The organism is Streptosporangium sp. NPDC005286 (genome assembly GCF_040607515.1).
Lineage (GTDB): Bacteria > Actinomycetota > Actinomycetes > Streptosporangiales > Streptosporangiaceae > Streptosporangium.
Genome location: NZ_JBEXGU010000098.1, coordinates 14,340 through 35,348, shown reverse-complemented (window position 1 = coordinate 35,348; position 21,009 = coordinate 14,340). Strand labels below are relative to the sequence as shown.

Below are 21,009 nucleotides of genomic sequence, written 5' to 3'. Positions count from 1 at the left end.
GGCGGGCGCGGGGCGGGACCGGCCTCCAGGCCGCATGCCCGGCCTCGATGTCCGCGCGGCGGGGGCGGGCACGCCCCGCCGGGCGGCGGCGCGGAGCGCTGCCGCCTGCTTGACCTATATAAGATTAATTCGGCAACTTGGCTGAGACGGTCTGAGGCGGGGTGTCGTGAGGGTCGCCAATTAATTCGGCAACTGGCTCGGGGGGCGGCGGCGCGGAGCGCTGGCGCCTTGAACCAGTAAAGAAACTATGAGCCAATGTCGGTCGCACATCGCCGCGCTGTGGCCCTGGCATCCGGCCTGGGCGTGGATCGCCTGAGGGCTCGAATTAATTCGGCAACTCGCACTGGGGTGCTGACATAGGGCCTGAGCTGGGTGAGTGTGCAGGTCGGGCAGTGATGGGCGGGAGCCTGGCGCGTCGTGAATTAATTCGGCAACTGATGTGCCGTGCCAGGGTGGTCGAGGGGCGGATTGAATGCCGTACTTACGGGTGTTCATAATGGCTGTTAATGGCGGTCCATGTGGAACCCCATATGAGGCTTATTCGTTGTATACGCATGATCAATTCGGGGGTAAAGGGGGAAGGGAAGAGTCAGGCATGCCTGGCTTGCGGGTCGGGTTGTAGTGGGCAGGCGTGGGGGCGCATTGGGAAGAGGGCGCCGAAGGCACCGTTCGTCTTGCCTGGGTGGGCGGGCGGGATGGCACGGGAGGTAGGCACAGGTCACCCCTGACTACAAAACGTAGCCAGGGGGTGGTTAGCAATAGCGGTGAGTAGCGACAGGGAGGGGTCTACGGCGGGTAGGGCACGGTCAACGGCAAGCGGAGACGAAAGGACCGAGACCGACGACTACGCGGAGTTCATCAAAGCCATGGTGGATGGCTGGCCTCCGCTGACCGAACGGCAACGTGATCGGCTCGCGCTGTTGCTGCGCACCACGCGATAACGTAAGAGGCCGCCCCCGCTGAGCACCAATCAGCGGGGGCGGCTTCGTCGTTGCGGGGTTACTGGTTCGGAACGATCTTCACGCGCTCGTGGATCGGGGGCCGCTTCCCGTGACCGACAGGTAACAAGGTGATCGTCACCAGCATCCGGATGATCTCGCGCTTACGGCCTCGCGTGAGACCCTTCCATGTCTTGGCGGCGTCGTCGCTGGCCACGAACTCCTGTAGCGGATGCTCGGCCGTGCCGTCCTTGATCTCGGTGTTGATCTGCGTGCGCCGCTTGTCGATCTCGGCCTGCACGACTTCCGCGATGGTGAGACTGATCTTCTTTCGGGCCAGTGACAGACCGATCTCCTTCTCTTGGGCGTCCAACAGGGCGAGTTCTTCGCGTAGAGCGGTCACATCCACGCTGACGCGCTGCGGCAACAGGTCGGCGATGTCCTCGCGTGACAGGCGTGCGATCATGATCTGCTCTACGTAGTCGTTGACTGCCTCCGCCGGGTGCGAGCAATGCCCCTTGATGTGGCACCGGTAGACGGGCACCCCTTGAGAGTTCTTGCGAACGGTCTCGGTGGCCGGACTGCCGTCGGCGTTGCGATGTCCGGCCTCCTTGCAGATACCGCACTCATAGATCAGCGAACCAAGCCAGCGGGGCGTGTTACCTGGGCTGACCTTGCGCGTCGGGTCGGAGAACATAGTGATCAACGCCTGCCGCTCATCCTCGGTGATGATCGCCGGGTAGGCGTTGCGCTTCACGATCTCCCCCCGGTACACCGAATGTCCCGCCGTGCGAGGGTGGGTCAAGATCTGTCGGACGGTCTTAGAGTTCCACCCTCCGTGCTTGATCTCCTCACCGCTCCTGCGCAGGGTCCGCCCGTCCTTCTCGGCCGCCGTGAGCACTCTCCGCTCTGCGAGATCGGCTAGGACCTGCTTCATGGACACCCCAATGAGAAGATCCTTTTTCCATCCCCGGATCTCCTCGGCCTCCTCCTGGTTGTGCTGGCCCATGTCCAGCACCGGGACATCGCTGTACTCGCGCAACTCGGGTGAGTCCTTGGGGTTCAGGCAGACGCGCCGGGTCCGCCCGGTGTCCACTCCCCACCCATACGGGCGCACGCCTCCGCCATAGGCGCCGGTGCGGGCCTGCCGCTTGCGGGCAAGCATCACACGCTCTCCCCGATGCTCGCTCTCCTCTTGGGCGGTCACCGTGTCGCGTAACAGGTCGGCTCGGCCAGATGCCCGTGTCAGCCGGTACTCTCCGCCACGCTTGACGCTGAACAAGCGCACCCCGTACTCAAGGGCGATCTTGATAAAGCGGTTGGCCTCCTCGACGTTGCGGTGTAGCCGGTTGGCGTGCCAAATGATGATCACGCCGACAATGCCCGCGTAGATGTCCTCGATCATCCGCTCGTACTCGGGACGTACGGCGAACGTGCCGTCAGAGCGCGCTTTGGCTGAACGATCGTTGTCGGTGTAGCTCGCCTGAACCGGAAACCCGACCTCCTCCCCGAACTCCTCGTTCTCGCCGTGCTGACTGTCGGCTCCAAGTCCGGCGCCGGTCTTGTCGTGGCTGATTCGGGCGTAATCAACGTTGACCTTCACGTTTCCCGCCGTTTCGGTTGATTACCGGATATATGCCCTAATTTAGTAGTGGGGATGCCGACGACCTTCGTACCCTCGCTTCGATCTTCACGGTGACGGCCATGTCGGCCTCCGTGACGTCGGCCGGAATGTCCGCGACGGGGACTTCCTCGTAGATCGGAATCGCGTACTGCGGCATGTGAGCTGTCCTGCCTGTTGTACGGACGCGTGGGTCGGTCCTCACCGACCACGACGCACGGGCATGTGCGAAATCGACAGCCGACAGGCGCGCCCCGGAAGTTCCAGGGGACCCTTGCCGTCTGCGAACACGACGACCGAGCGGCCCGGGAATCAACACGCTCGCAGCGCCGAGCCCCGGCGGCGGCACCGAAAATGTCGGCGGGCCCTGCCAGGATCGCGCCACCCGACCGAACACACGATCTTGGAGATCCGCGTCATGGAAGCGAAAAACGTCCGGCCGGCCGCCTGGGACGAGGTCCGCGAGCGCGTCGACCTCGGCGACATGGCCGGGGTCGTGAAGGTAGTGACGGCGCTCGACGACGCCGGACGGCGCGAGGTGGCGCGCGAGCTGCCCGGATACGTCACCGTGCTCCAGGAAAGGGAACGGCGGACCCTGGCGGAGCGCGAGGCCGAACGCGACCGGGTCCGGCAGACCCTGCAGGCGGAGCTGCAACGGCGGCACGACATCGGGGAGCTCTCCGAGCATCACTACCGGCAGGCGTGGTCCATGACCTGGTACGACGATGACGACGAGGAGGGCGGCTCCGGGGGCGACGGCTGGGCCGAGCCGATGCGGGTCGCGGGCGCGGGCACGATCGGCGGCGCGGCGGCCGTGGTGACGTGGATCAACCGCGGGGAGTTCGACCGCTGGGACCTCGCCGGCGCTCCGATGGCCGGCGAGATCGAGCCGCTGCTTCAGGTGATCGCCTCGCGGCCCGCCGCGTGGCAGGCCGACCTGGCCGTACGGCTCGTGCGACGGCTCCGTCCCCGGCGCCGCCGCGCCCCTCGCGACCGGAACCTGCCGCTGGCGCTCGCCCTGCTCCGCCGTACCGGCACCACCCCGCCCGCGCACGACCCGCTCGTGGTCGGCTGGGTGTCCCGGGATGCCAGGCTGAGCGAGCTGCGGGCCGATCCGCTGCTCGGCCACCTGCTGCCTAGGCTCTTCGATGCCGAGGGCGTCGGCCGGGCGCTGCGGAACGAGCGGTCGGGTCCTGACGGCACGACCTCCTGGCTCGGCGCCCTCCGCACCCTCGCCGCCGAGGGCCGGGTGCCGCGATCTCTGCTGCTCGATGGCTGCCGGCGCCGCTTCCTGCTTGGCGGTGAGGGCCCCGACCTTCGGTTCTTCGCACGCCTCCACGAGCTGCTGGATCCCACTCCGGCCGAGATCGAGCCGCACGCCGTCGACTATCTACGGCTCCTGCCGGCCACGCCGGGGCCGGTGGCCGAGCTGTCGCTGGGGCACCTGCGCCGGCTGGCCGCCCTCGATCCGGCGGACGTGGCGGAGGGGCTGGAGGGGCTGCTGTTCCGCGCGGAGGGCGGACTGGTGCGCGCAGGTCTGGCCTGGCTGGAGGAGTCCGTGCGGCGGGCGCCCGACCGGGCCGACGAGCTGGCCCTCGCCCTGGCCATGGCGTTCGGCCACCGGGCACGGGCCGTGCAGGAACGGGCCGTGCACCTGGCGGTCCGGCACGCCGGACGCCTCACCCCGCTCGGCGCCGAGACCCTCCGCGGCGGCACGGGCACGCTGCCACCCGACCTGCACAACCGGCTGGCCGCGGCCATTGGCGGCGAACGCGTCGAGGAGCCGGAACCCGAGACCGAGACCGAGGCCGAGGAGGTCTTCATGCCGCGCCCGCTGCCCGCGCCGCTCCGGCCGGTGCCGGCCATCGCGCCACCGAACACTCCGAGCCGGCTCGCCGTCATGTACCTGCACGACGACTGGCGGGCGGCCGAACGCTGCCTGTCCGCCTTCGTCCGGCTCGTCGCGCGGGACAGGGAGTCGCTGCGCATCGCGCTGGCGCCGCTCGTCGAGCGCGACGAGGAGCGTCCGCGCCTGGACGAGTGGCGGGAGCACGGCGACTGGATGATCGCCTTCGCGGCCGAACTGGCCGCCCCCGGGCAGACGTACGAGACCCACCGCACCGCGTTCGTCAACCAGGCCCGTCGTGAGCACGGGTTCCCTCCCCTGGCGTACGAGGAAGCCGACCACCTGCCGGAGCGCCGGCGCGTCTCGCCTCTGCACCGCTTCGTGCTGCTCCGCCACGCGGAGATCTTCACAGCGCTGCGTGCCGGATCCCTGCCGCCACTGCTGCTCGCCACGCCGAGCCTGTCCAACGGCCTCCTCGACCCGGCCGAGCTGGTGGCCAGACTGGAGGCCCTGGAGGCGTCGGGCGCGACGCCGCTGCCCGCCGACTTCCAGCAGGCTCTGCTCAGGCTGCCCCGCCGGGTCGACCCGGCGGTGACCGTACGGGCCGGGGCGCTGACATCGGAGGCGGGCCGCCGGGCGGCCCGCTGGCTGGCCGAGGGCGGGATGCCCGACCCCGAGGTGCGGGTGAACCGGTCGGGAGAGGACGACGGGCTCGGCTCGCGCGTCTGGATGGCATGCACCGTCGAGGCCACCCCCACCGGCCTGCCGCTGGTCGACGAACTGCTCGCCGACCAGCCCCGGCACGTCAACCCCGTGACGGGCGGGCACCTCGGCGGGATGATGGAGTGGTGGGCCGCCGTCCTGCCCTCGCACCGGGAGGTGGTCGCCGCCCACCTCGTACCACACCAGCCGGTGCCCGGCTGGAGCGCGGCGATGGACTCCCTGCGCCTGATCGACCTGGCAGGCGCGGCGGGACCCGCCGGGCGGGCCATCGGCGTTCTCCTCGCCAACCGAATCCTCCCCGGCCCGTTCACCTCCGGCGACACCTCCCACGCGTTCCGCGCCCTGCGGAGCCTGGCCGCCACCGGCGACCTGCCCGCCGAGGAGATCGGCGCGGAACTCGCCCGGCGGGTGCTCGAGGGTGAGATCACGCTCCGCCTCCTGGTCGACACCCTGGAGGCCGAGTCCGTGAACGGAACCCACCGTCACATCTGGCGAGCCCTCGCCGCGGCGCTGCCCTCCCTGCTCCCCGCCCCTGGCAGCCGCCCCACCACCGCCCACATCGACCTGGTCGCCCTGGCGGCCCGCCTCGCCCGACGGTCACAGGCGCGGGGGCGGATCCCCGAGCTGGACGCCTTCGTGGCACGCAAGGGTTCCGGTCGCTTCTTCCGGCATATCAGAACCCTCCACGAGCAGCTGGCGCCGGGGAACGGCTGAACCGGGTCGAGGCCGAGCCGCCGGGAGGGACTTCGCCCTCGTTCCCCGGCGGGGAGCCTTTCCGAAGAACCGTGGAGATCGTGGGCAACCGGCTTCTCCAGCTCATCCCGGATCGGGGCCTCATCGAGACGTTCGAGCATCGTGTCACTGCTCAGGGTCACTGCTCAGGCCGATCGCTGTGGGGGCAGACCATGACATTCCGCAGGCGCTCACCGGAGGGTAAGCGGCATGGCTCATGTGCCGCCGGCGGATGACCCACCGCTACGGCCCTCCGGCTGCTGTAGTCGCCGGATCTGGAGGCGCAGTTCTCGTTCACGGTGCGCGTGCTGCTGCTCGCGCCGTAGTTCCAGTTCTTCGGCGGTCGCGTCGTCCCAGCGTGCCCGGGTCGCCTGGATGTGATGCAGGGTGACGCGGGACAGCCACACGATGCCGATCGCGATGGCCATGAGCACGGTCACGTGACCGGCGAAGAACAGCACGAAACCGGCGACGAAACACATCCAGTATGCGGTCTTGACAGCGATTTCTATCGCGTCAATGTGCTTTTCGAACAGCGTCATCCCTTATTCCGATGGTGTTGGGGGGAGTAGTCGCTCCAGCATGAGAGGAATGACCGAAATATTGGTTTCGCCCGTTCGGGTGGTCATGGTTCCAGCAGCGGAAGCGCGATGCCAGCCGGGTACGGGACTTGCCGATTTAGACGATCAATACCTACTCTGGTATGCGACTTTTTCCTTCATCACGGGGTCATGAAAAGGACGGGGGTGGCGTGGCCGAGCGGATGGTGCCCAGTCCCCGGCACGAACGGCTGAGGCAATTGCTCGTCGAAGCCGAATACAGGGCTCATGAGGTGCGGCAGGCATACCAGCACGCCTCCTCGGCGATGCGGTCGGGGCGGGTGTGGACGGGGCCGACGGCCACCACCTGGACCAGCGAGCTGGAAGACCGGCATCAACGGCTCGGACGGCTCGCCCAGAACATGGTGGACGCGGTCGAGGAGGAGCTGCGCCGCTCTCCCCCGCTGGTGACCGAGGCAGAGGCGGACGCCATGCGCCGGGAGATGGCCGGACGCACGTGACCGTCATGACCATGAGGGGGAAAGTTCCATGGCACCGACCGCCGAGTTCTGCGGAATCGACCCCGAACAGATGGGTCAGCTCGCCACCTCCCTGCGCGGCGCCGCCGACCGGCTGACCGCGTTCAGCAGGGAGTTCGAGGGAAAGCTCCGCCAGAACGGGGTCGAGGCCCCCGCACTCCGGGAGATCACCGACATCGCCGACTGGGGCGGGAGGCAGGTCTCCATGCTCCACGGCCGGATCGACCTGATCAAAACCCTGGGCAACGGCGCCCCGGGGCTGGGCGGGGCGGGCGGCGCGGCCTCGATGGCGGCGGGCGGACAAGGGCTCATCCGGCTCCCCGACGAGCTGAAGGACTTTGATATCGCCCAAGGCCTGGCCAGAATGTACGGCGAGGACATCCTGGTGAACTTCCACGGCGAGTCGCAGGCCAAGCTCATCCACGAGCACATCGACGACGTCGCCAAACTCGCCGACAACCCCCAGGCCGCCGCCGCCTTCTTCGCCCTGCTCTCCCCGAAGGTCCGTAACAGCCTGCCCGACCTCATTGCGAGCACCGGCAGCAAGACCGCCAAGCAGGACCTGGCCGCCTTCAGCAAGGCCCTCGGCGCGGCCCTGAACGCCCCCGCCCTGGTCCCGGCCTTCGCCCAGGTCAGAGCCGACCTGGTGAAGCCAGGCGAGGAGAAGGGCTCCGTGTGGAACCGACTCGCGCTGCTCAAGGGTGCGAACGCCCCCTCGTCCGTCCGTAGCGCGGCGGCCCGCGCTCTGGTCCTGGACGACTTCGCGAAAGGGCGCAGCCGGGACTGGCGCGCCGGAGCCACCCAGACGCACGCGTACGACCTGCCCCCCGACCTGGTCGCGCTGAGCCTGGAGGTGCTCGCCAGGGACGGTGCGGCGGTACGGGACGCGTTCGCCAAGATGGGCGGGGCCGAGGTCACGCTGAGCCAGGTCGACAAGATGAAGCTGTTCATCGACTACGCCAAGAGCGTGGGCACCGGTGACGAGGTGGCCGACGCCTTCGGCCGGGCCGCGGAGGCGGGCAGCGAGGCCACAACCGAGAAGCCTGGCCGACACAGCCCGGAGGCCGCCGTCTTCGCCCTGGACCTGATCCGCGCCGCAGGCTCCTTCGGCGACGACCTGCCGCACCCGGCCAGGGATTCCATGGGTGTGATCGCCAAGTCGTACGTCCACGAGTTGGTATCGGGCGGACGCTTCGACAGGGCCTCCGACCGTGTCTCCAGCATGCAGATCCCCAACCATTGGGAAGCCTTCCCCGGGGTGACCCCCGCGTTCTACCTGAGTCCCGTCGATACCTACCAATTCATGAAAACCTTCGTAGGCGCTGAGATTCCGGCCGACGAGTTCAACTCAGCGGTAGCAAGGTTCCGCCACGACACCTTGCTGGCCGCGGCCCGCTTAGACGCGCAGGGCAACACCGAGTACTTCGGCAAGGCTTCAGTGGCGTTCGGTGACTTCGGCAGCGTCGCGTTCAAGGCGGCGAAAGACGCACTCGGCGTGGAAGATGCCGTTGCCGATCTAGCCCTCGATTTCACTAAAAACACTGCCGGCCTCCTCCTCGGCGGAGTTGTCGTCGCGGGCCAGGTTGCCGAGCTCGGATGGGAAATCACCCAGGCATACATCATCAGCTCCGCCTCGGATAAATGGGCCGACAGTTTCAATACGCAGGTCGAAGCAGCCACCGAGAAGCGGGTCGATCTCGCCAAACGCATGAAGTACGAGATGGCATATCTTCTCCATAGCGGCGGTTACCCAGCGAGCGAACCCCCCAAGGAGCTAGTTAGCACAACCACGGGTGCTCTCAAGACCTATGACGAACTCGTAGCCGAGGCCAGGCGTGAGGCCAGCGGCGACAAGAAATGGGAAGAGACGCTTCAAAAGAAGCTAAGCACTTACGAGGAATGGATGGACAGCAACGGTAAGTTCGATGAAAAGATTGAAAACTCGTCGCGATTCCAGACCAGCGATCTAGCCGAGAACCTATTGAAGATTCCAAACTGACATGACGATTTCTCTCATCTCGGCAAGCAAGCAGTCTCCGCATGCAGACGCCAGGTTGGCGCCTCCGGCGCCACATACACATTCACCATGACCCCCACCTCTTTACTGCCATGGATGAACCGCCCCTCCGGGGCGTCTACCTGGCTGATGTCGTACGCCACTTTGTAATCCAAAATTTGGGAAAGAGTGTTCTCCATAAGCCTCTGAGCCTGGTCGAGATGAGAGTCCAGTGACTGGTCGGCGCGTGCATAGTCTGCCGTCATCCGCAGCACCCGCTTGACCTTCTCTCCGCCACAGGGAAGATCCTTGTCCGGGCGCTGCAGGATGCGCAGTTTTTTGAGTGGATTCTTGAAGACGTCGTCGGTTTCCAGGCGTTTGGTGTCCTTCTGTAGCTCCGCTGCCGCCTCCTCCAGGGAAGGCTCGGAAGCACATCCCGATGCCACCAATACCAGCGTCAAGCCGACGGCCAGCAAGCGGGTGATGCGCATTCGGTACCTCCGGAGCGGTTGACGCCGGGACGTACCAATCTTTACCCACCCGGGCCGCCTTCGCCACACTCTTCACATGCCCGTTCGGCAGCAAGGGGCGCTTCGTGGCGGTCCGCAGGTCCCGGCCGCCGTCGCCGACGCTGGAAATGTTCTCGCCGACCAGAGCCGCGATCCGGCTGGCCGGAAGCTCGCCTGACGTCGCAGTCCTCCCTTCCGGGTGATTTCCGATGTTCGCGGCCGGAGCGCGAAAGAGTGCTGCCTTATTCATGTGTGGCCCGACCTTTCTCTGATCAAGAAGGTGATTAACCACTTTCTTTCTTGTGCTTTCGCGAAGAGGATTTCTACGCCTAGACTGCCTTACCGGTAGTTGGCCTGCTACCGGATCGGCAGTCCAGGCTAGAGCGGATGATGACAGCCGCTGGTCTACCCGGACTGGATTCGATATCACCGGCTGGATATTAAGTCCGCTTTTTCCAATTCGAGAGGAAATACGATGGACAGTGCGCCGTCTCTCGACCCTGGATCCCCCCGAGTGCGGTTCGGCGCCGAGATGCGCCGCCTGCGGGAGGCCGCACAGCTCTCGCAGACCGCAGTGGCCAGACGCCTCGGCTGCACCCAGACCCAGATCAGCCGCCTGGAGAGCGCAAGCCGGACACCGTCCAAATCCGACGCCGAAAGACTGGATCTGCTCTACGGGACCGCCAACGGCATCTCCTTCACCGGGATACGCGAGCACATCGTCGCCCAGCCCGGCGGACCGGCCTGGTTCTGGAACTGGGCCGAGGAGATCGAACCCAGAGCCACCGTCATCCGCTCCTGGGATCCTCTCCTGGTACCCGGCCTGCTTCAGACGAAGGCATATGCCAGGTATCTCTTCAGCCGAGGACCACAAATCACGTCCGAGGAGTTGGAGCAACGTGTCGAAGCCCGCATGCAGCGGCAACGGATCCTTGATCAGGAAGATGCACCCACGCTCCTCGCCCTTATCGATGAGGGTGTACTGCGTCGTCGGATCGGTAACCCCGAGTTGATGCGGGAGCAATTTGGTCATCTGCTGGAGGCCGCACAGCGGTCCGCCATCTCCATCCAGGTCGTCGATTCGGAGTGCGTGGCGGGCCTGGCAGGAGCCTTCATGATTGCCGAGCTTCCGAACGGGGAACCAGACGCTGTCCATTCAGACTCACCCGCTCAGGGACACATCACGACCAATCAAGATCTTGTGGCTTCCATTTGGAAGCGCTATGAGGCAATACGGCTATGGGCTTATCCTGAGCACATATCCCTCAAAAAAATCGAGGAAGTGAAGCGGGAATGGACCTGAGCGCTGCCATCTGGCGAAAATCATCACGTTCCTCGGACAACGGCGGCCAGTGTGTCGAGGTGGCCGCCAACCTGCCCGGAGTCGTCGCGATCCGCGACAGCAAGGACCCCAACGGCCCCAAACTGCTCCTCACCCCCGCCGAATGGGGCACCTTCGTTCACGGCATCAAAACCGGCGAATTCGACCGCTGACCCTGCCTCGGTCAGGAGAAACCGTCGAGGCCGAGACCGGGGGGCATCAAGCCCTTCCTTGGTACGGCAAGCCCGCCAACCGTCTCCACTGGTTCGAGCAGGGCTACGCGTCGAAGAAGCCGGGCGCCTGCAACACCTGGAAGGCTCCCGCCTCGAAGGTCGCCTGACCCCTGCCGGCTCGTCTCGGGGGACGAGCCATGGCCAGGGTGGTTCCACCCGGCGAGCGAGGTTCAGCGGTTGCCGCCGACCTGTGCGTGAGACGCGGGTTCACGCCCGGGGAGCAGGGGTACGGGTGGGCACCGTGCGCACCCAGACGCGGATGCCGCCCTCCTACTTGGCGACGCGAGCGAGCGGCCCGACGGACGATGCCGTCCGCCTCTGCGGATGGAGGTCGGGTGAGGAGGGTCAAGGTATCGGGTCCCGGGTGCTACTGGACGGGAGTGCAGGTCACGGTCGGGGCGGGGACGGCGGAAGCCCCCCGATGGATGAAGGCCAGCTGGACCGCGGTGTTCGGCTTCATGGGATTCCACGACCCGTTGCTGTGGACGGTGACATCGGCCCCCGACTGATCCGTCCGGCCGGCCAGAGAGACAGCGACCTTCTGCTTGCCCGGCCACGTCCAGTTCAGCTGCCACTCGTCGATGATCGAGGTGCTGGTGTTCTTAATCGATATCTCGACCATGTTGTCGGTCACCCAGGACCCGTTCTCCTGGTAGGACCAGGAGTTGACCTCCTGGTACGTCGCCGTGCACGTGGAGGCCCCGGCCGCCTCGACCCCGAGGACCGCGACGATCACCGGCGCCAGGACCACCACGCCCAGGGCGCCGACCAGTCGACTTCGCATGTTCGAACTCCTCCAATCCGGGTTTACTAGGATTTTCTACTAAATCCTTACGGTTTTGGTCAAGGAGTGCGCTGACCTGGCCATACAAACTCTTGACTTCTTTACTGACACTTGACTCTGGAGCCACCTGATCGCGTGGGATCACCCGCACCCCACCCCTCGACACCAGCCATCACCTTCCGCCTGGCACCCGCCGGGTCCCGATGAGCGCGGCCTCGAACCTTCCACCCGCCCTCGCCGCACCTTCAACAGCGGCCCACCCTCCGGCGTGGCGCCCCGCGTGCGGGTTCTGGATGCTCGTACGCCACGTCCACGGGCGTGACCACGGCCGGCGACAGCCGCTCACCGCCGGACGCGAAAAAGCGCCCCCAACCGCGAACACGCAGGTCAGGGGCGCTTTTCTTATGATCACAAGGGGTAGGGCGGGCGGGACTCGAACCCGCGACCCAGGGATTATGAGTCCCCTGCTCTAACCGGCTGAGCTACCGCCCCTCGTGCACGCCGTACTGCGGCATTCAACCAAACGTGGGCGCTGTTCGCACACTTGCCGGGCGGGACGGGTTCAAGATGTGACCTTTGGCGGAGCCTGGTTCCAGGGACTCGCTACCCTAACGGTGGACCTTGTTGAGGAGTGTTGGATCATGCGCGTTGTTGAAGCTTTCCGGGAGTCGTACGGAACGGAGCCCGCCGGGGTGTGGCACGCGCCGGGGCGGGTCAACCTGATCGGGGAGCATACCGACTACAACGACGGATTCGTGCTGCCGTTCGCGGTGCCGTGGGGGGTGACCGCGGCGGTCTCACCGCGCGAGGACGAGGTGATCCGGCTGCGGTCGTTGCAGGTGGACGAGCCGGTCACGCTCGCGACGCTCGACCAGGCCGAGGGCTGGACCCGCTACGTGGCCGGGATGTTCTGGGTGCTCCGCGGGGCCGGGCACCCGGTCGGGGGCGCGGACGTGGTGATCGACGGGGACGTGCCCCAGGGAGCGGGGCTGTCGTCGAGCGCGGCGCTTGAGGTGGTCGTCGGTACGGCGCTGAACGAGCTGTACGAGCTCGGCCTCACCAAGATGGAGATCGCGCTGGACGCGCAGAAGGCCGAGAACGACTTCGTGGGCATGCCGTGCGGGATCATGGACCAGGCGGCCTCGGCCCTCGCGGAGGAGGGGAAGGCCCTGTTCATGGACTGCCGGAGCCTCAGCACCAGGAGCATCCCGTTCGACCTGGCGAGCCACGGCCTCCAGTTGCTCATCATCAACACCGGGGTGCGCCACGAGCTCCCCGACGGGAAGTACGCCCGCCGCCGCCGTGACTGCGAGAACGCCGCGAAGTATCTGGGCCTAGACGCGCTGCGCGACGTCACCGACCTGGGTGGCGCCCTCGCCAGGCTGAGTGGCGACGAGCGCAGGCGCACCCAGCACGTGGTGACGGAGAACCACCGGGTCGAGGCGGTGATCGGGCTGCTGCGGGCCGGAGCGGTACGGGAGATCGGTGCCCTGCTGAACGCCTCCCACCTGTCGCTGCGCGACCAGTTCGAGGTGTCCTGCGCCGAGCTGGACGTGGCCGTGGAGTCGGCGGTCAGGGGCGGTGCCCGGGGGGCGCGGATGACCGGCGGCGGGTTCGGCGGCTCGGCGATCGCACTGGTCACCGACGAGCGGGTGGAGTCCGTACGGGAGGCCGTTACCCGGGCCTACGCCGAGCGTGGCTGGGCCGCACCGGAGATCTACCCGGCGACCCCGGCGGCGGGAGCACGGCGACTGGCCTGAGCGACCCACCCGGCCGGCCCCGACGCGATGGGTCCATCACACTCCGTGCTCATCCAGATGACTCGGGATCGCGGGCGAGCACCGACCGCCCTCCGTCGACGGGCACGGTCGCACCGGTGATGAAGCCGGCGTCGTCGGAGAGCAGGTAGACGATCGCGGCCGCGACCTCCCGGGCTCGCGCCACCCGGCCCAGCGGGTGCAGGAGCGCCATCTCCCGCTCGATGCGGGCGACGACATCGGGTTTCTGGGAACCGAGGAACCCCGCATAGCGCTCGGTGTCCACCGAGCCCGGCGCCACGGCGTTGACCCGGATGCCGCGCGGCCCGTACTCGACCGCGAGCGCACGGGTCATCCCCTCGATGGCCGCCTTGGCCGTCACGTACGGCAGGCAGCCCCTGACCGCCTGCCGCGCCTGGTGCGAGGAGAGGTTGACGATCGCCCCCGGCGTGCCCGTCGCGAGGAAGCGGCGGATCGCGGTCGCACACCCGACGAGGGCGACGTTGAGGTTCAGCGTGATGAGATCCAGCACCTCTCCGGTGGTGGCGGAGTGGATGGAGGCGTCCCGGAACACCGCGGCGTTGTTGACCCAGCCGGCGAGCGGGCCCGCGGCCTGGGCGGCATCGGCGGCCCGCTCCGCCACGGTCTCGTCGGCGGCGTCACCGACGACGCCGACCGCGCGCGGGCCGGCACCATGACCGTCCAGCCAGGCCAGCGCCGCCGGGTCGCGCTCGATGACGACCACGGTGCCTCCGTCGCCGAGGAGACGCTCGACCACGGCTCTGCCGATGCCGTTGCCTCCTCCTGTCACCACATACGAACGACTCACGCTCTCTCCTTTCCGTTGCCGTGTCCCTGCTCGCCGAAAAGGCCCGTACTCCATCGCGTAGACCGCACCTTCTTTTCCTCCTGGTGGGAACCGGCCCCATGAGAACCGGTGCCGAGGGCTTCGGGATCACGCGGCGTACGGCGGCCGCCGCGCGGGCCGAGAAGATCGTCGGTGGCGTTTCTCCCCGCGAGCGGCTTCCGAAACCCGCTTCACCCGCCGGCTTTCCTCGCGGTGACGGTGTTTGAGTGCGGTGCGGACACGGATGACGTCAGCCGCGCGTCCTCGTTCCGCTGTTCCGCACGGGCCGGGGCGGGACCCCGAGGGCGGTGGTGAGGAAAGAGCGGAACCGGGTCGGCAAGCCGCTCTCCCCTGCACTGGCCGGCGATCCGCGCCGAGGCGTCCGGTAGGAAGGGGGCCAGCAGGTCCGCCAGTTCCCTGCAGGTGGCGACCAGGGTGCCGAGGACCGCATCGAGCCGGGGCGAGCCCTCACGGGCGAGGCGCCACGGCTCGGTGCGGTTGACGTACCGGTTGGCCTCCTCGGCGACCGCATAGACGGCGACGGTGGCCGCGCGGAAGTCGAACGCCTCCAGGGCCTCGATCATCACGCCTCGGGCCTGACCTCTGACCTCGTCCAGAGCAGTCTCACGCTCTTCGGGCACGATCCCGTCCCGGTAGCGGTGGACCATGCTGACCACCCGGTTGACGAGGTTGCCCAGCCCGTCGGCCAGCTCGCCGTCGTGGCGGGCGATGAGCCGCCTCGCGGTGAAGTCGACGTCGCCGACCCTGGGCACCTCCCGCAGCAGCCACCACCTGACCGCGTCCACGCCGTACGCCTCGACGAGTCCGACCGGGTCGACGGCCGAGAGATCGGTTCCCGCGAAGCCGCCACCGGAGCGGCCGGAGGCATCGAGGCCTCCCGAAGCGCCGGGGCCGCCGGAGACGTCGAGGACTCCGGTGGAGGCGCCCACACCGCCGGAGAGGGTCGATTTGCTGATCTTCCGGCCGTCCACGGTCAGGTAGTCGTGGACCAGGATGTCCGTCGGCGGCAACTCCCCCGCCGACAGCAGCATCGCCGGCCAGTAGACCGCGTGGAAGCGCAGGACGCCCTTGCCGAGCACGTGGATCCGCCGGTCGGCGCCGGACCACCAGTGGTCGTGCTCTCCCTTCGCGTAGTCCAGCGCGGTCAGGTAGTTGCCGAGCGCGTCCCACCACACGTAGATCACCTGTCCGGGATCGCCCGGCACCGGGATGCCCCAGCCGCGTGCCCGCGCCTGGGAGCGGGAGACGCTGAAGTCGGACAGCCCTGCGGCGATGAAGGCCAGGATCTCGTTGCGGCGCTCGGCGGGCTCGACGCGAATGCGGCCGCTGTCGATCAGGCCGTACAGCTCGTCGCGGTAGCGGGACAGGCGGAAGAACCAGTTCTCCTCGGACACGCGCTGGAGCGGGGCGTCGTGCTCGGGGCACTGCTCGTCGGACGGATAGAACTGCTCGCAGCCGACGCAGTAGAGGCCCTCGTAGTGCCTGCGGTACAGGTCGGCGGAGCAGGCCCGCCAGAACCGCTCGACACCGGGCCGGTGCCGGGGGTCGGCGCTGGTACGGATGAAGTCGTCGCAGGAGAGCGAGAGCGGTCCCGCCAGCCGGGCGAACTCGGCGGCGTTGCGGTCGACGAGATCCCGTACGGCGATCCCCTCGGCCTCGGCGGCCCGCACGTTCTTGAGCGAGTTGTCGTCGGTGCCCGTCTGGAACCTGACCTCGTCGCCGAGCAGGCGGTGGTGCCTGGCGAGCACGTCCGCCTGGACGAGTTCCAGGGCGAAGCCCAGGTGGGGACGGGCGTTGACGTACGGGATGGTCGTGGTGAGCAGGATTCGGGACATCGGAACCTCCGCTGGAGCCCGAAAACAGATCAAGGCCCCGTTTCAGGGCCTCAAGAAGACGTCAGGTGACCCCGGCTGCGGGGGAGAGCATCACCAAGAAGGTCATGCTCTCATGCTAGCCACCCGTTCTCCGGTTCGACATGCGGTTTTCCGCGTCCGGGCCTGACGGCCAGTCGGGCATCAGCGGCGGTCCGCCCGCCTCCGCCGCGCGGACCATCCGGCGTAGAAGGTCGTCGAGGAGCTCACGGTCGCCGGAGTCGAGCGGGGCGAGCAGGACCTGCTCCTCCAGGCCGCTGTCGTCCATCCGCTCCTGCCAGATCGCACGCCCGGCCGGGGTCAGCGCGACGAGCAGGCGGCGGCGGTCGCCGGGGTCGTGCACGCGGTCGACGTATCCGGCCTGCTCCAGCCGGTCGAGCCGGTTGGTCATCGTGGCCGGGTGGGTGTCGAGCCACTCGGCCAGCAGGGACGGGGTCGCCCGGTAGGGCGGCCCTGCCGCGACCAGGTGTTGCAGGACCTGGAACTCCCAGTGCTTGAGTCCTCCGGCGGCCAGCCAGCTGTCCTTGTTGCGCCTGAGCAGCCGCACGATCATCTGCATCCGTGTGAAGATCCCCTCGATCTGCGGGTCGAGGTCGGACAGCTCCCGGGACCAGTGCGCGATGTGCCGGTCGACGGAGTCAGGCTCTGACATGCCCACAGGGTAACGCGGCCCTCGTCGCGGCGCCCGGCCTCGGCCCCGGCGGCACCCCGAACCGGTACCCCGCGCCGCCGAGGCGGTCGCCCGCGGCCCTGACGGGCCAGTGCACCAATGCCCCCTTGTCATCACGGCTGTCATCACGGCTGTCATCACGGCGTCATCACGGTGGACACCCGCGACCCCTCGCCGCCGCGATGCCGGGCACCGTCCCGGTCGCCCTCGGGTGACACGGCGCTCCATCGGGTCATCATTTATACGGATGCATATATTTTGATTTCGTAGTAATTTCGCCCCATGACCCCCCTGCGAGACTCCTGGGTCCCCTTACGGGACCCCCGCTTCCGCCTGCTGTGGGCCGGCCAGACCCTGTCGAGCCTCGGCGACTCCGTCACCTCGGTGGCCCTCGCGCTGGCGATCGTCACCGCGACCGGCTCGGTCACCGACCTCGGGGTGGTACTGGCCGCCCAGTCGATCGCCATGGTGGCGCTGATGCTGCCCGGCGGCGTCTGGGCCGACCGGCTGCCGCGCCGTCGCGTGATGATCGGCGCGGACCTGGTCCGCGGCCTCGCCCACGCCGCCATGGGCGTCGAGCTGGTCACCGGCACCGTCGACATCGTCCACCTGGCGGCACTGGCCGCGATCTCCGGCGCCGGTTCCGCGTTCTTCCTGCCCGCCACGACCGGTCTGGTGCCCGCCACCGTGGCGGCCGAGCACCTCCCCGGGGCCAACGCGCTCATGGCGATCGCCCAGCGCGGGTCCGTACTGCTCGGCCCGGGGATCGCCACCGCCCTCGCGCTGACCGCCGGCCCCGGCTGGGCACTGCTGCTGGACGCCGCGACCTTCACCACCAGCGCGGTGCTGCTCGGCCGCCTCCGGCTCGGGCCGATCCCGCCCGTGCCGCACGAGCGGTTCCTCAGGCAGCTCGCCGAGGGCTGGGCGCTGCTGCGCAGCCACCGGTGGTACTGGACGAACCTCATCGGCCACTCGCTGTGGAACCTGGCCCGCTGCGCCATGATCACGATCGGGCCGGTAATCGCCGTCACGAGCCTCGGCGGTGAGCTCGCCTGGGGCACGATCGTGCAGGGCGGCACGGTCGGCGCCCTCTGCGGCGCGCTGCTGGCACTCCGGGCGAGGCCCCGACGCCCCCTGGTGGTGGCCAACATCGCGCTCGCGCTCGGCGCGCTCCCGTTGACCCTGCTCGCCGCCGGCGCGCCCGCGCTCGCCGTCGCGGCGGCCTTCGGGCTGGCGACCGGCGGCCTGGCATTCATGTCCCCGCTCTGGGAGACCGCCGTGCAGGAACACATCCCCACCGAGGCGATCTCACGGGTGTCCGCCTACGACTGGCTGCTCTCCCTCGGGCTGACGCCCCTCGGCATGGCCCTGGCCGGACCGCTGGCCGGCGCGGCGGGCGCGGCGGCCACCCTCTACGGGGCGGCGGCGCTGCTGGCCGTCTCCTGCCTGGGCGTCCTGCTCCTGCCCGACGTCCGCGCTCTCGGTCAGGGCCCCGCGGAGACCAGCTTGGGCACCGCGCCGAGCAGCTCGCGGGTGTAGTCGTGCTCGGGCAGGAAGAACACCTCATCCACATACCCCTCCTCCACGACCCGCCCGGCGCGCATGACCAGCACCCGGTCCGCGACGTGGTGGACCACCCCCAGGTCGTGCGAGATGAAGATCAGCGCGGTCCCGTCCGCCGCCTGGATCTCCGCGAGCAGGTCGAGCACCTGGGCCTGGATCGACACGTCCAGCGCGGAGACCGGCTCGTCGCAGACGAGCACGTCGGGACGGGTGGCCAGCGCCCTGGCGATGGCCACCCGCTGGCGCTGGCCGCCCGACAGGCGCCGGGGATGGTGTCCCGCGACGTCGGCCGGTAGCCCGACCCGGTCGAGCAGCTCGGCCACCCGGTCCTTCCGCCACGAGGCCGGGGCCCCGCGACGGGAACCACTCCCGGAGGAGGCCCCGCGGTGGGATCCGCTCCCGGAGGAGGCGCCGCGGAGCGGTTCGGCGACCAGACGGCCCACCGTGTAGCGGGGGTCGAACGACCCGAGCGGGTTCTGGGAGATCACCTGGATGCGGGACCTGCGGGTGCGTCGTCCGCGCTCGGGGATGCCCGACCAGGGCTCACCGCCCAGCAGGACCTCTCCCGAGGCGGGTTCGAGCAGGCCGAGGACGAGCCGGGCCACCGTGGTCTTGCCGGAGCCGGACTCCCCCACGATGCCGAGCGTCTCGCCGGGAAAGACCTCGAAGGACACGTCGTCGACCACGGTGCGCGAGCCGTACGCGGCGGAGAGCCCCGAGGCCTCCAGAATCGGCGCGGCGTGGTCCACGGTCCGCTCCGGCAGCGGGGTGCGCAGCGCGACGCCCCCGGCGGCGATGGCGGACAGCCGGGTGCCGCGCGAGATCGCGGAGGGTACGGCCGCGAGCAGCAGCCTGGTGTAGTCGTGCCGGGGCCGCGCCAGCACCCGCCCCGTCTCCCCCTCCTCGACGATCACCCCGTCCTTCATGACCAGTACCCGGTCGGCGATGGCGGAGACCACGGCGAGGTCGTGGCTGATCATGAGCAGTGCGGTCCCGGTGGTCTTGCGGGCGGCGAGCAGGCGCAGGATCTGGGCCTGCACGGTGACGTCGAGCGCCGTCGTCGGCTCGTCGGCGATGATCAGTGGCGGATCGGCGGCGATGGCGGAGGCGATCAGGGCCCGCTGGCGCAACCCCCCGGACAGCTGGTGGGCGTACTGCCGGGCGCGCACCTCCGGCTCCGGCACCCCGACCGCGTCCAGCAGCTCGAGCACCCTTTCCCTCCGGGCCGCACGGGGTACGACATCGTGGGTGGCGAGCACCTCGGCGATCTCGTCGCCGACGGTGCGGAGCGGGTCCAGCGAGGTCAGCGCGTCCTGGAGCACCAACCCGGCGAACCGGCCGCGCAGCCGCCGCCAGTCCCGGGCGCCGAACCCGAGCGCGTCCCGGCCGTCGACCGTGAACCGGGAGGCGGTGACCGAGGCACCGGGGCCGGTCAGCCCGACCAGGGTCCTGGCCGTGACGCTCTTGCCCGAGCCCGACTCCCCGACGATCGCCACGCACTCGCCCGCCTCGATCGACAGGCTCACCCCCCGTACGGCCTCCACCCCGGCCCCGGGGAAGCCGACCCGCAGGTCCTCGATGTCGATGAGGCTCACCGGTCTCTCCCTTCGAAACGGCGCTGCAGGCGGCGCCCGACGAGCGTCAGGCTGATGACGGTCAGGGTGACGGAGAGCCCGGGGAAGAGCACGGTCCACCAGGCGACGCGCAGGTAGTTACGGGCCTCCGACAGCATCGAGCCCCACTCGGGGCTGGGCGGCTGCGGCCCCATGCCGAGGAAGCTGAGACCTGAGGTGGCGATGATGGCGGTGCCCATGCCGATCGTGGCGAGCACCGGCAGCGGACCCAGCACGTTGGGCAGCACGTGGCGCGCGACGAGCACCGGCCTGGCCAGGCCGAAGGTGACCGCCTGCTCGACGTAGCCGGAGCGGCGCACCACGAACGTCTGGGCACGGATCACGCGGGCATAGTTGGGGATCTGTGCGATGCCGATCGCGAGGATCACGTTGCCGGTTCCCGGACCGGTGACGGCGATGACCAGCAGGGCGAGCAGCAACTCCGGGAAGGTGGCCACCACGTCGAACAGGCGGCTGAGCAGCTCGTCGAGGTAGCGGGGGGACAGTCCGGCCAGCACGCCCAGCAGGGCACCTGCCCCGGCTGCGAGGCCGATGGCGGCGGCGCCGATGCTCAGCGAGTGCCCGGCGCCGTGGACGACGCGCGACAGCACGTCGCGGCCGAGATGGTCGGTGCCGAACCAGTGCTCGGCGCTCGGCCCGGCGAGCGCGTGCAGCGGGTCGGCGGCCAGCGGGTCGACACCGGTCAGCAGGCCGGGCGCGACGGCGGCGACCGCGGCCACCGCCAGGAACAGCAGCGGCACGGCCAGCGGCACCCTGAAGGCGTGGCGGCGCCGCGCCGGGGCGGGAGCCGCGGTCACGACACCGGGAATCTCGGCGACCGTCGTCATCGGCTTCTCCCCGGACGGTACGGCGACCGGGGCGCCAT

16 protein-coding genes and 1 tRNA gene are annotated in these 21,009 nt (G+C 68.8%); 7 read left to right on the top strand and 10 right to left on the bottom strand.

Annotated features, from left to right (window positions below):
• Window positions 1-999 precede the first annotated feature (999 nt).
• Window positions 1,000-2,541, bottom strand: coding sequence for a recombinase family protein (locus tag ABZU75_RS29425; RefSeq protein ID WP_355560970.1), 1,542 nt, complete (start codon window positions 2,539-2,541; stop codon window positions 1,000-1,002).
• Between the two features lie 436 nt (window positions 2,542-2,977).
• Here ABZU75_RS29425 and ABZU75_RS29420 point away from each other — a divergent pair, with 436 nt between their 5' ends.
• On the top strand, window positions 2,978-5,842 hold the full coding sequence (locus tag ABZU75_RS29420; RefSeq protein ID WP_355560967.1) for a DUF6493 family protein: 2,865 nt from the start codon (window positions 2,978-2,980) through the stop codon (window positions 5,840-5,842).
• A gap of 233 nt (window positions 5,843-6,075) precedes the next feature.
• Here ABZU75_RS29420 and ABZU75_RS29415 read toward each other — a convergent pair whose 3' ends face one another.
• Complete coding sequence (locus ABZU75_RS29415; RefSeq protein WP_355560964.1) at window positions 6,076-6,402, bottom strand: hypothetical protein; 327 nt, start codon at window positions 6,400-6,402, stop codon at window positions 6,076-6,078.
• 209 nt (window positions 6,403-6,611) lie between these two features.
• Here ABZU75_RS29415 and ABZU75_RS29410 point away from each other — a divergent pair, with 209 nt between their 5' ends.
• Both ABZU75_RS29410 and ABZU75_RS29405 read left to right on the top strand, forming a co-directional pair.
• The gene (locus tag ABZU75_RS29410) at window positions 6,612-6,920 is read left to right on the top strand and encodes a hypothetical protein (RefSeq protein WP_355560962.1); all 309 of its coding nucleotides are present in this window, start codon (window positions 6,612-6,614) and stop codon (window positions 6,918-6,920) included.
• A gap of 28 nt (window positions 6,921-6,948) precedes the next feature.
• A complete protein-coding gene (locus ABZU75_RS29405) occupies window positions 6,949-8,937 on the top strand; it encodes a hypothetical protein (RefSeq protein WP_355560959.1) in 1,989 nt (662 codons plus the stop codon).
• A 14-nt stretch (window positions 8,938-8,951) separates the two neighbouring features.
• On the opposite strand, the gene ABZU75_RS29400 is transcribed toward ABZU75_RS29405, so the two are convergent.
• Entirely contained in the window at window positions 8,952-9,425 is a 474-nt protein-coding gene (locus ABZU75_RS29400; protein ID WP_355560957.1) for a hypothetical protein, read from the bottom strand.
• A gap of 493 nt (window positions 9,426-9,918) precedes the next feature.
• Between ABZU75_RS29400 and ABZU75_RS29395 the strand changes: the two genes are divergently transcribed.
• The gene (locus ABZU75_RS29395) at window positions 9,919-10,746 is read left to right on the top strand and encodes a helix-turn-helix transcriptional regulator (RefSeq protein ID WP_355560954.1); all 828 of its coding nucleotides are present in this window, start codon (window positions 9,919-9,921) and stop codon (window positions 10,744-10,746) included.
• The gene (locus tag ABZU75_RS29390) at window positions 10,737-10,937 is read left to right on the top strand and encodes a DUF397 domain-containing protein (protein WP_355560951.1); all 201 of its coding nucleotides are present in this window, start codon (window positions 10,737-10,739) and stop codon (window positions 10,935-10,937) included. The genes ABZU75_RS29395 and ABZU75_RS29390 overlap by 10 nt, the downstream gene beginning before the upstream one ends.
• Window positions 10,938-11,364: 427 nt before the next feature.
• Here the strand turns inward: ABZU75_RS29390 and ABZU75_RS29385 are convergent, their stop codons facing one another.
• Together ABZU75_RS29385 and ABZU75_RS29380 are read right to left on the bottom strand one after the other, a co-directional pair.
• Window positions 11,365-11,781 (bottom strand): cellulose binding domain-containing protein, encoded by a 417-nt coding sequence (locus tag ABZU75_RS29385; protein WP_355560948.1) that lies wholly within the window; start codon window positions 11,779-11,781, stop codon window positions 11,365-11,367.
• 418 nt (window positions 11,782-12,199) lie between these two features.
• A tRNA-Ile gene (locus ABZU75_RS29380) sits at window positions 12,200-12,273 on the bottom strand.
• A gap of 149 nt (window positions 12,274-12,422) precedes the next feature.
• Here ABZU75_RS29380 and galK point away from each other — a divergent pair.
• On the top strand, window positions 12,423-13,541 hold the full coding sequence (galK, locus tag ABZU75_RS29375; RefSeq protein ID WP_355560945.1) for a galactokinase: 1,119 nt from the start codon (window positions 12,423-12,425) through the stop codon (window positions 13,539-13,541).
• A 49-nt stretch (window positions 13,542-13,590) separates the two neighbouring features.
• Here the strand turns inward: galK and ABZU75_RS29370 are convergent, their stop codons facing one another.
• From ABZU75_RS29370 to ABZU75_RS29360, 3 genes are all read right to left on the bottom strand, one after another.
• Entirely contained in the window at window positions 13,591-14,367 is a 777-nt protein-coding gene (locus ABZU75_RS29370; protein WP_355560942.1) for an SDR family oxidoreductase, read from the bottom strand.
• A 209-nt stretch (window positions 14,368-14,576) separates the two neighbouring features.
• Window positions 14,577-16,241, bottom strand: a complete 1,665-nt coding sequence (locus tag ABZU75_RS29365) for a methionine--tRNA ligase (RefSeq protein ID WP_355560939.1) — start codon at window positions 16,239-16,241, stop codon at window positions 14,577-14,579.
• Window positions 16,242-16,356: 115 nt separating this feature from the next.
• Complete coding sequence (locus tag ABZU75_RS29360; protein ID WP_355560936.1) at window positions 16,357-16,929, bottom strand: MarR family winged helix-turn-helix transcriptional regulator; 573 nt, start codon at window positions 16,927-16,929, stop codon at window positions 16,357-16,359.
• Between the two features lie 300 nt (window positions 16,930-17,229).
• Here ABZU75_RS29360 and ABZU75_RS29355 point away from each other — a divergent pair, with 300 nt between their 5' ends.
• A complete protein-coding gene (locus ABZU75_RS29355) occupies window positions 17,230-18,486 on the top strand; it encodes an MFS transporter (RefSeq protein WP_355560933.1) in 1,257 nt (418 codons plus the stop codon).
• Here the strand turns inward: ABZU75_RS29355 and ABZU75_RS29350 are convergent.
• Together ABZU75_RS29350 and ABZU75_RS29345 are read right to left on the bottom strand one after the other, a co-directional pair.
• Window positions 18,432-20,105: an ABC transporter ATP-binding protein gene (locus tag ABZU75_RS29350; protein ID WP_355560930.1), complete on the bottom strand. Its 1,674-nt coding sequence runs from the start codon at window positions 20,103-20,105 to the stop codon at window positions 18,432-18,434. The two genes, ABZU75_RS29355 and ABZU75_RS29350, sit on opposite strands and share 55 nt — an antisense overlap.
• Complete coding sequence (locus tag ABZU75_RS29345; protein WP_355560927.1) at window positions 20,102-20,971, bottom strand: ABC transporter permease; 870 nt, start codon at window positions 20,969-20,971, stop codon at window positions 20,102-20,104. The genes ABZU75_RS29350 and ABZU75_RS29345 overlap by 4 nt, the downstream gene beginning before the upstream one ends.
• Between the last annotated feature and the right edge of the window lie 38 nt (window positions 20,972-21,009).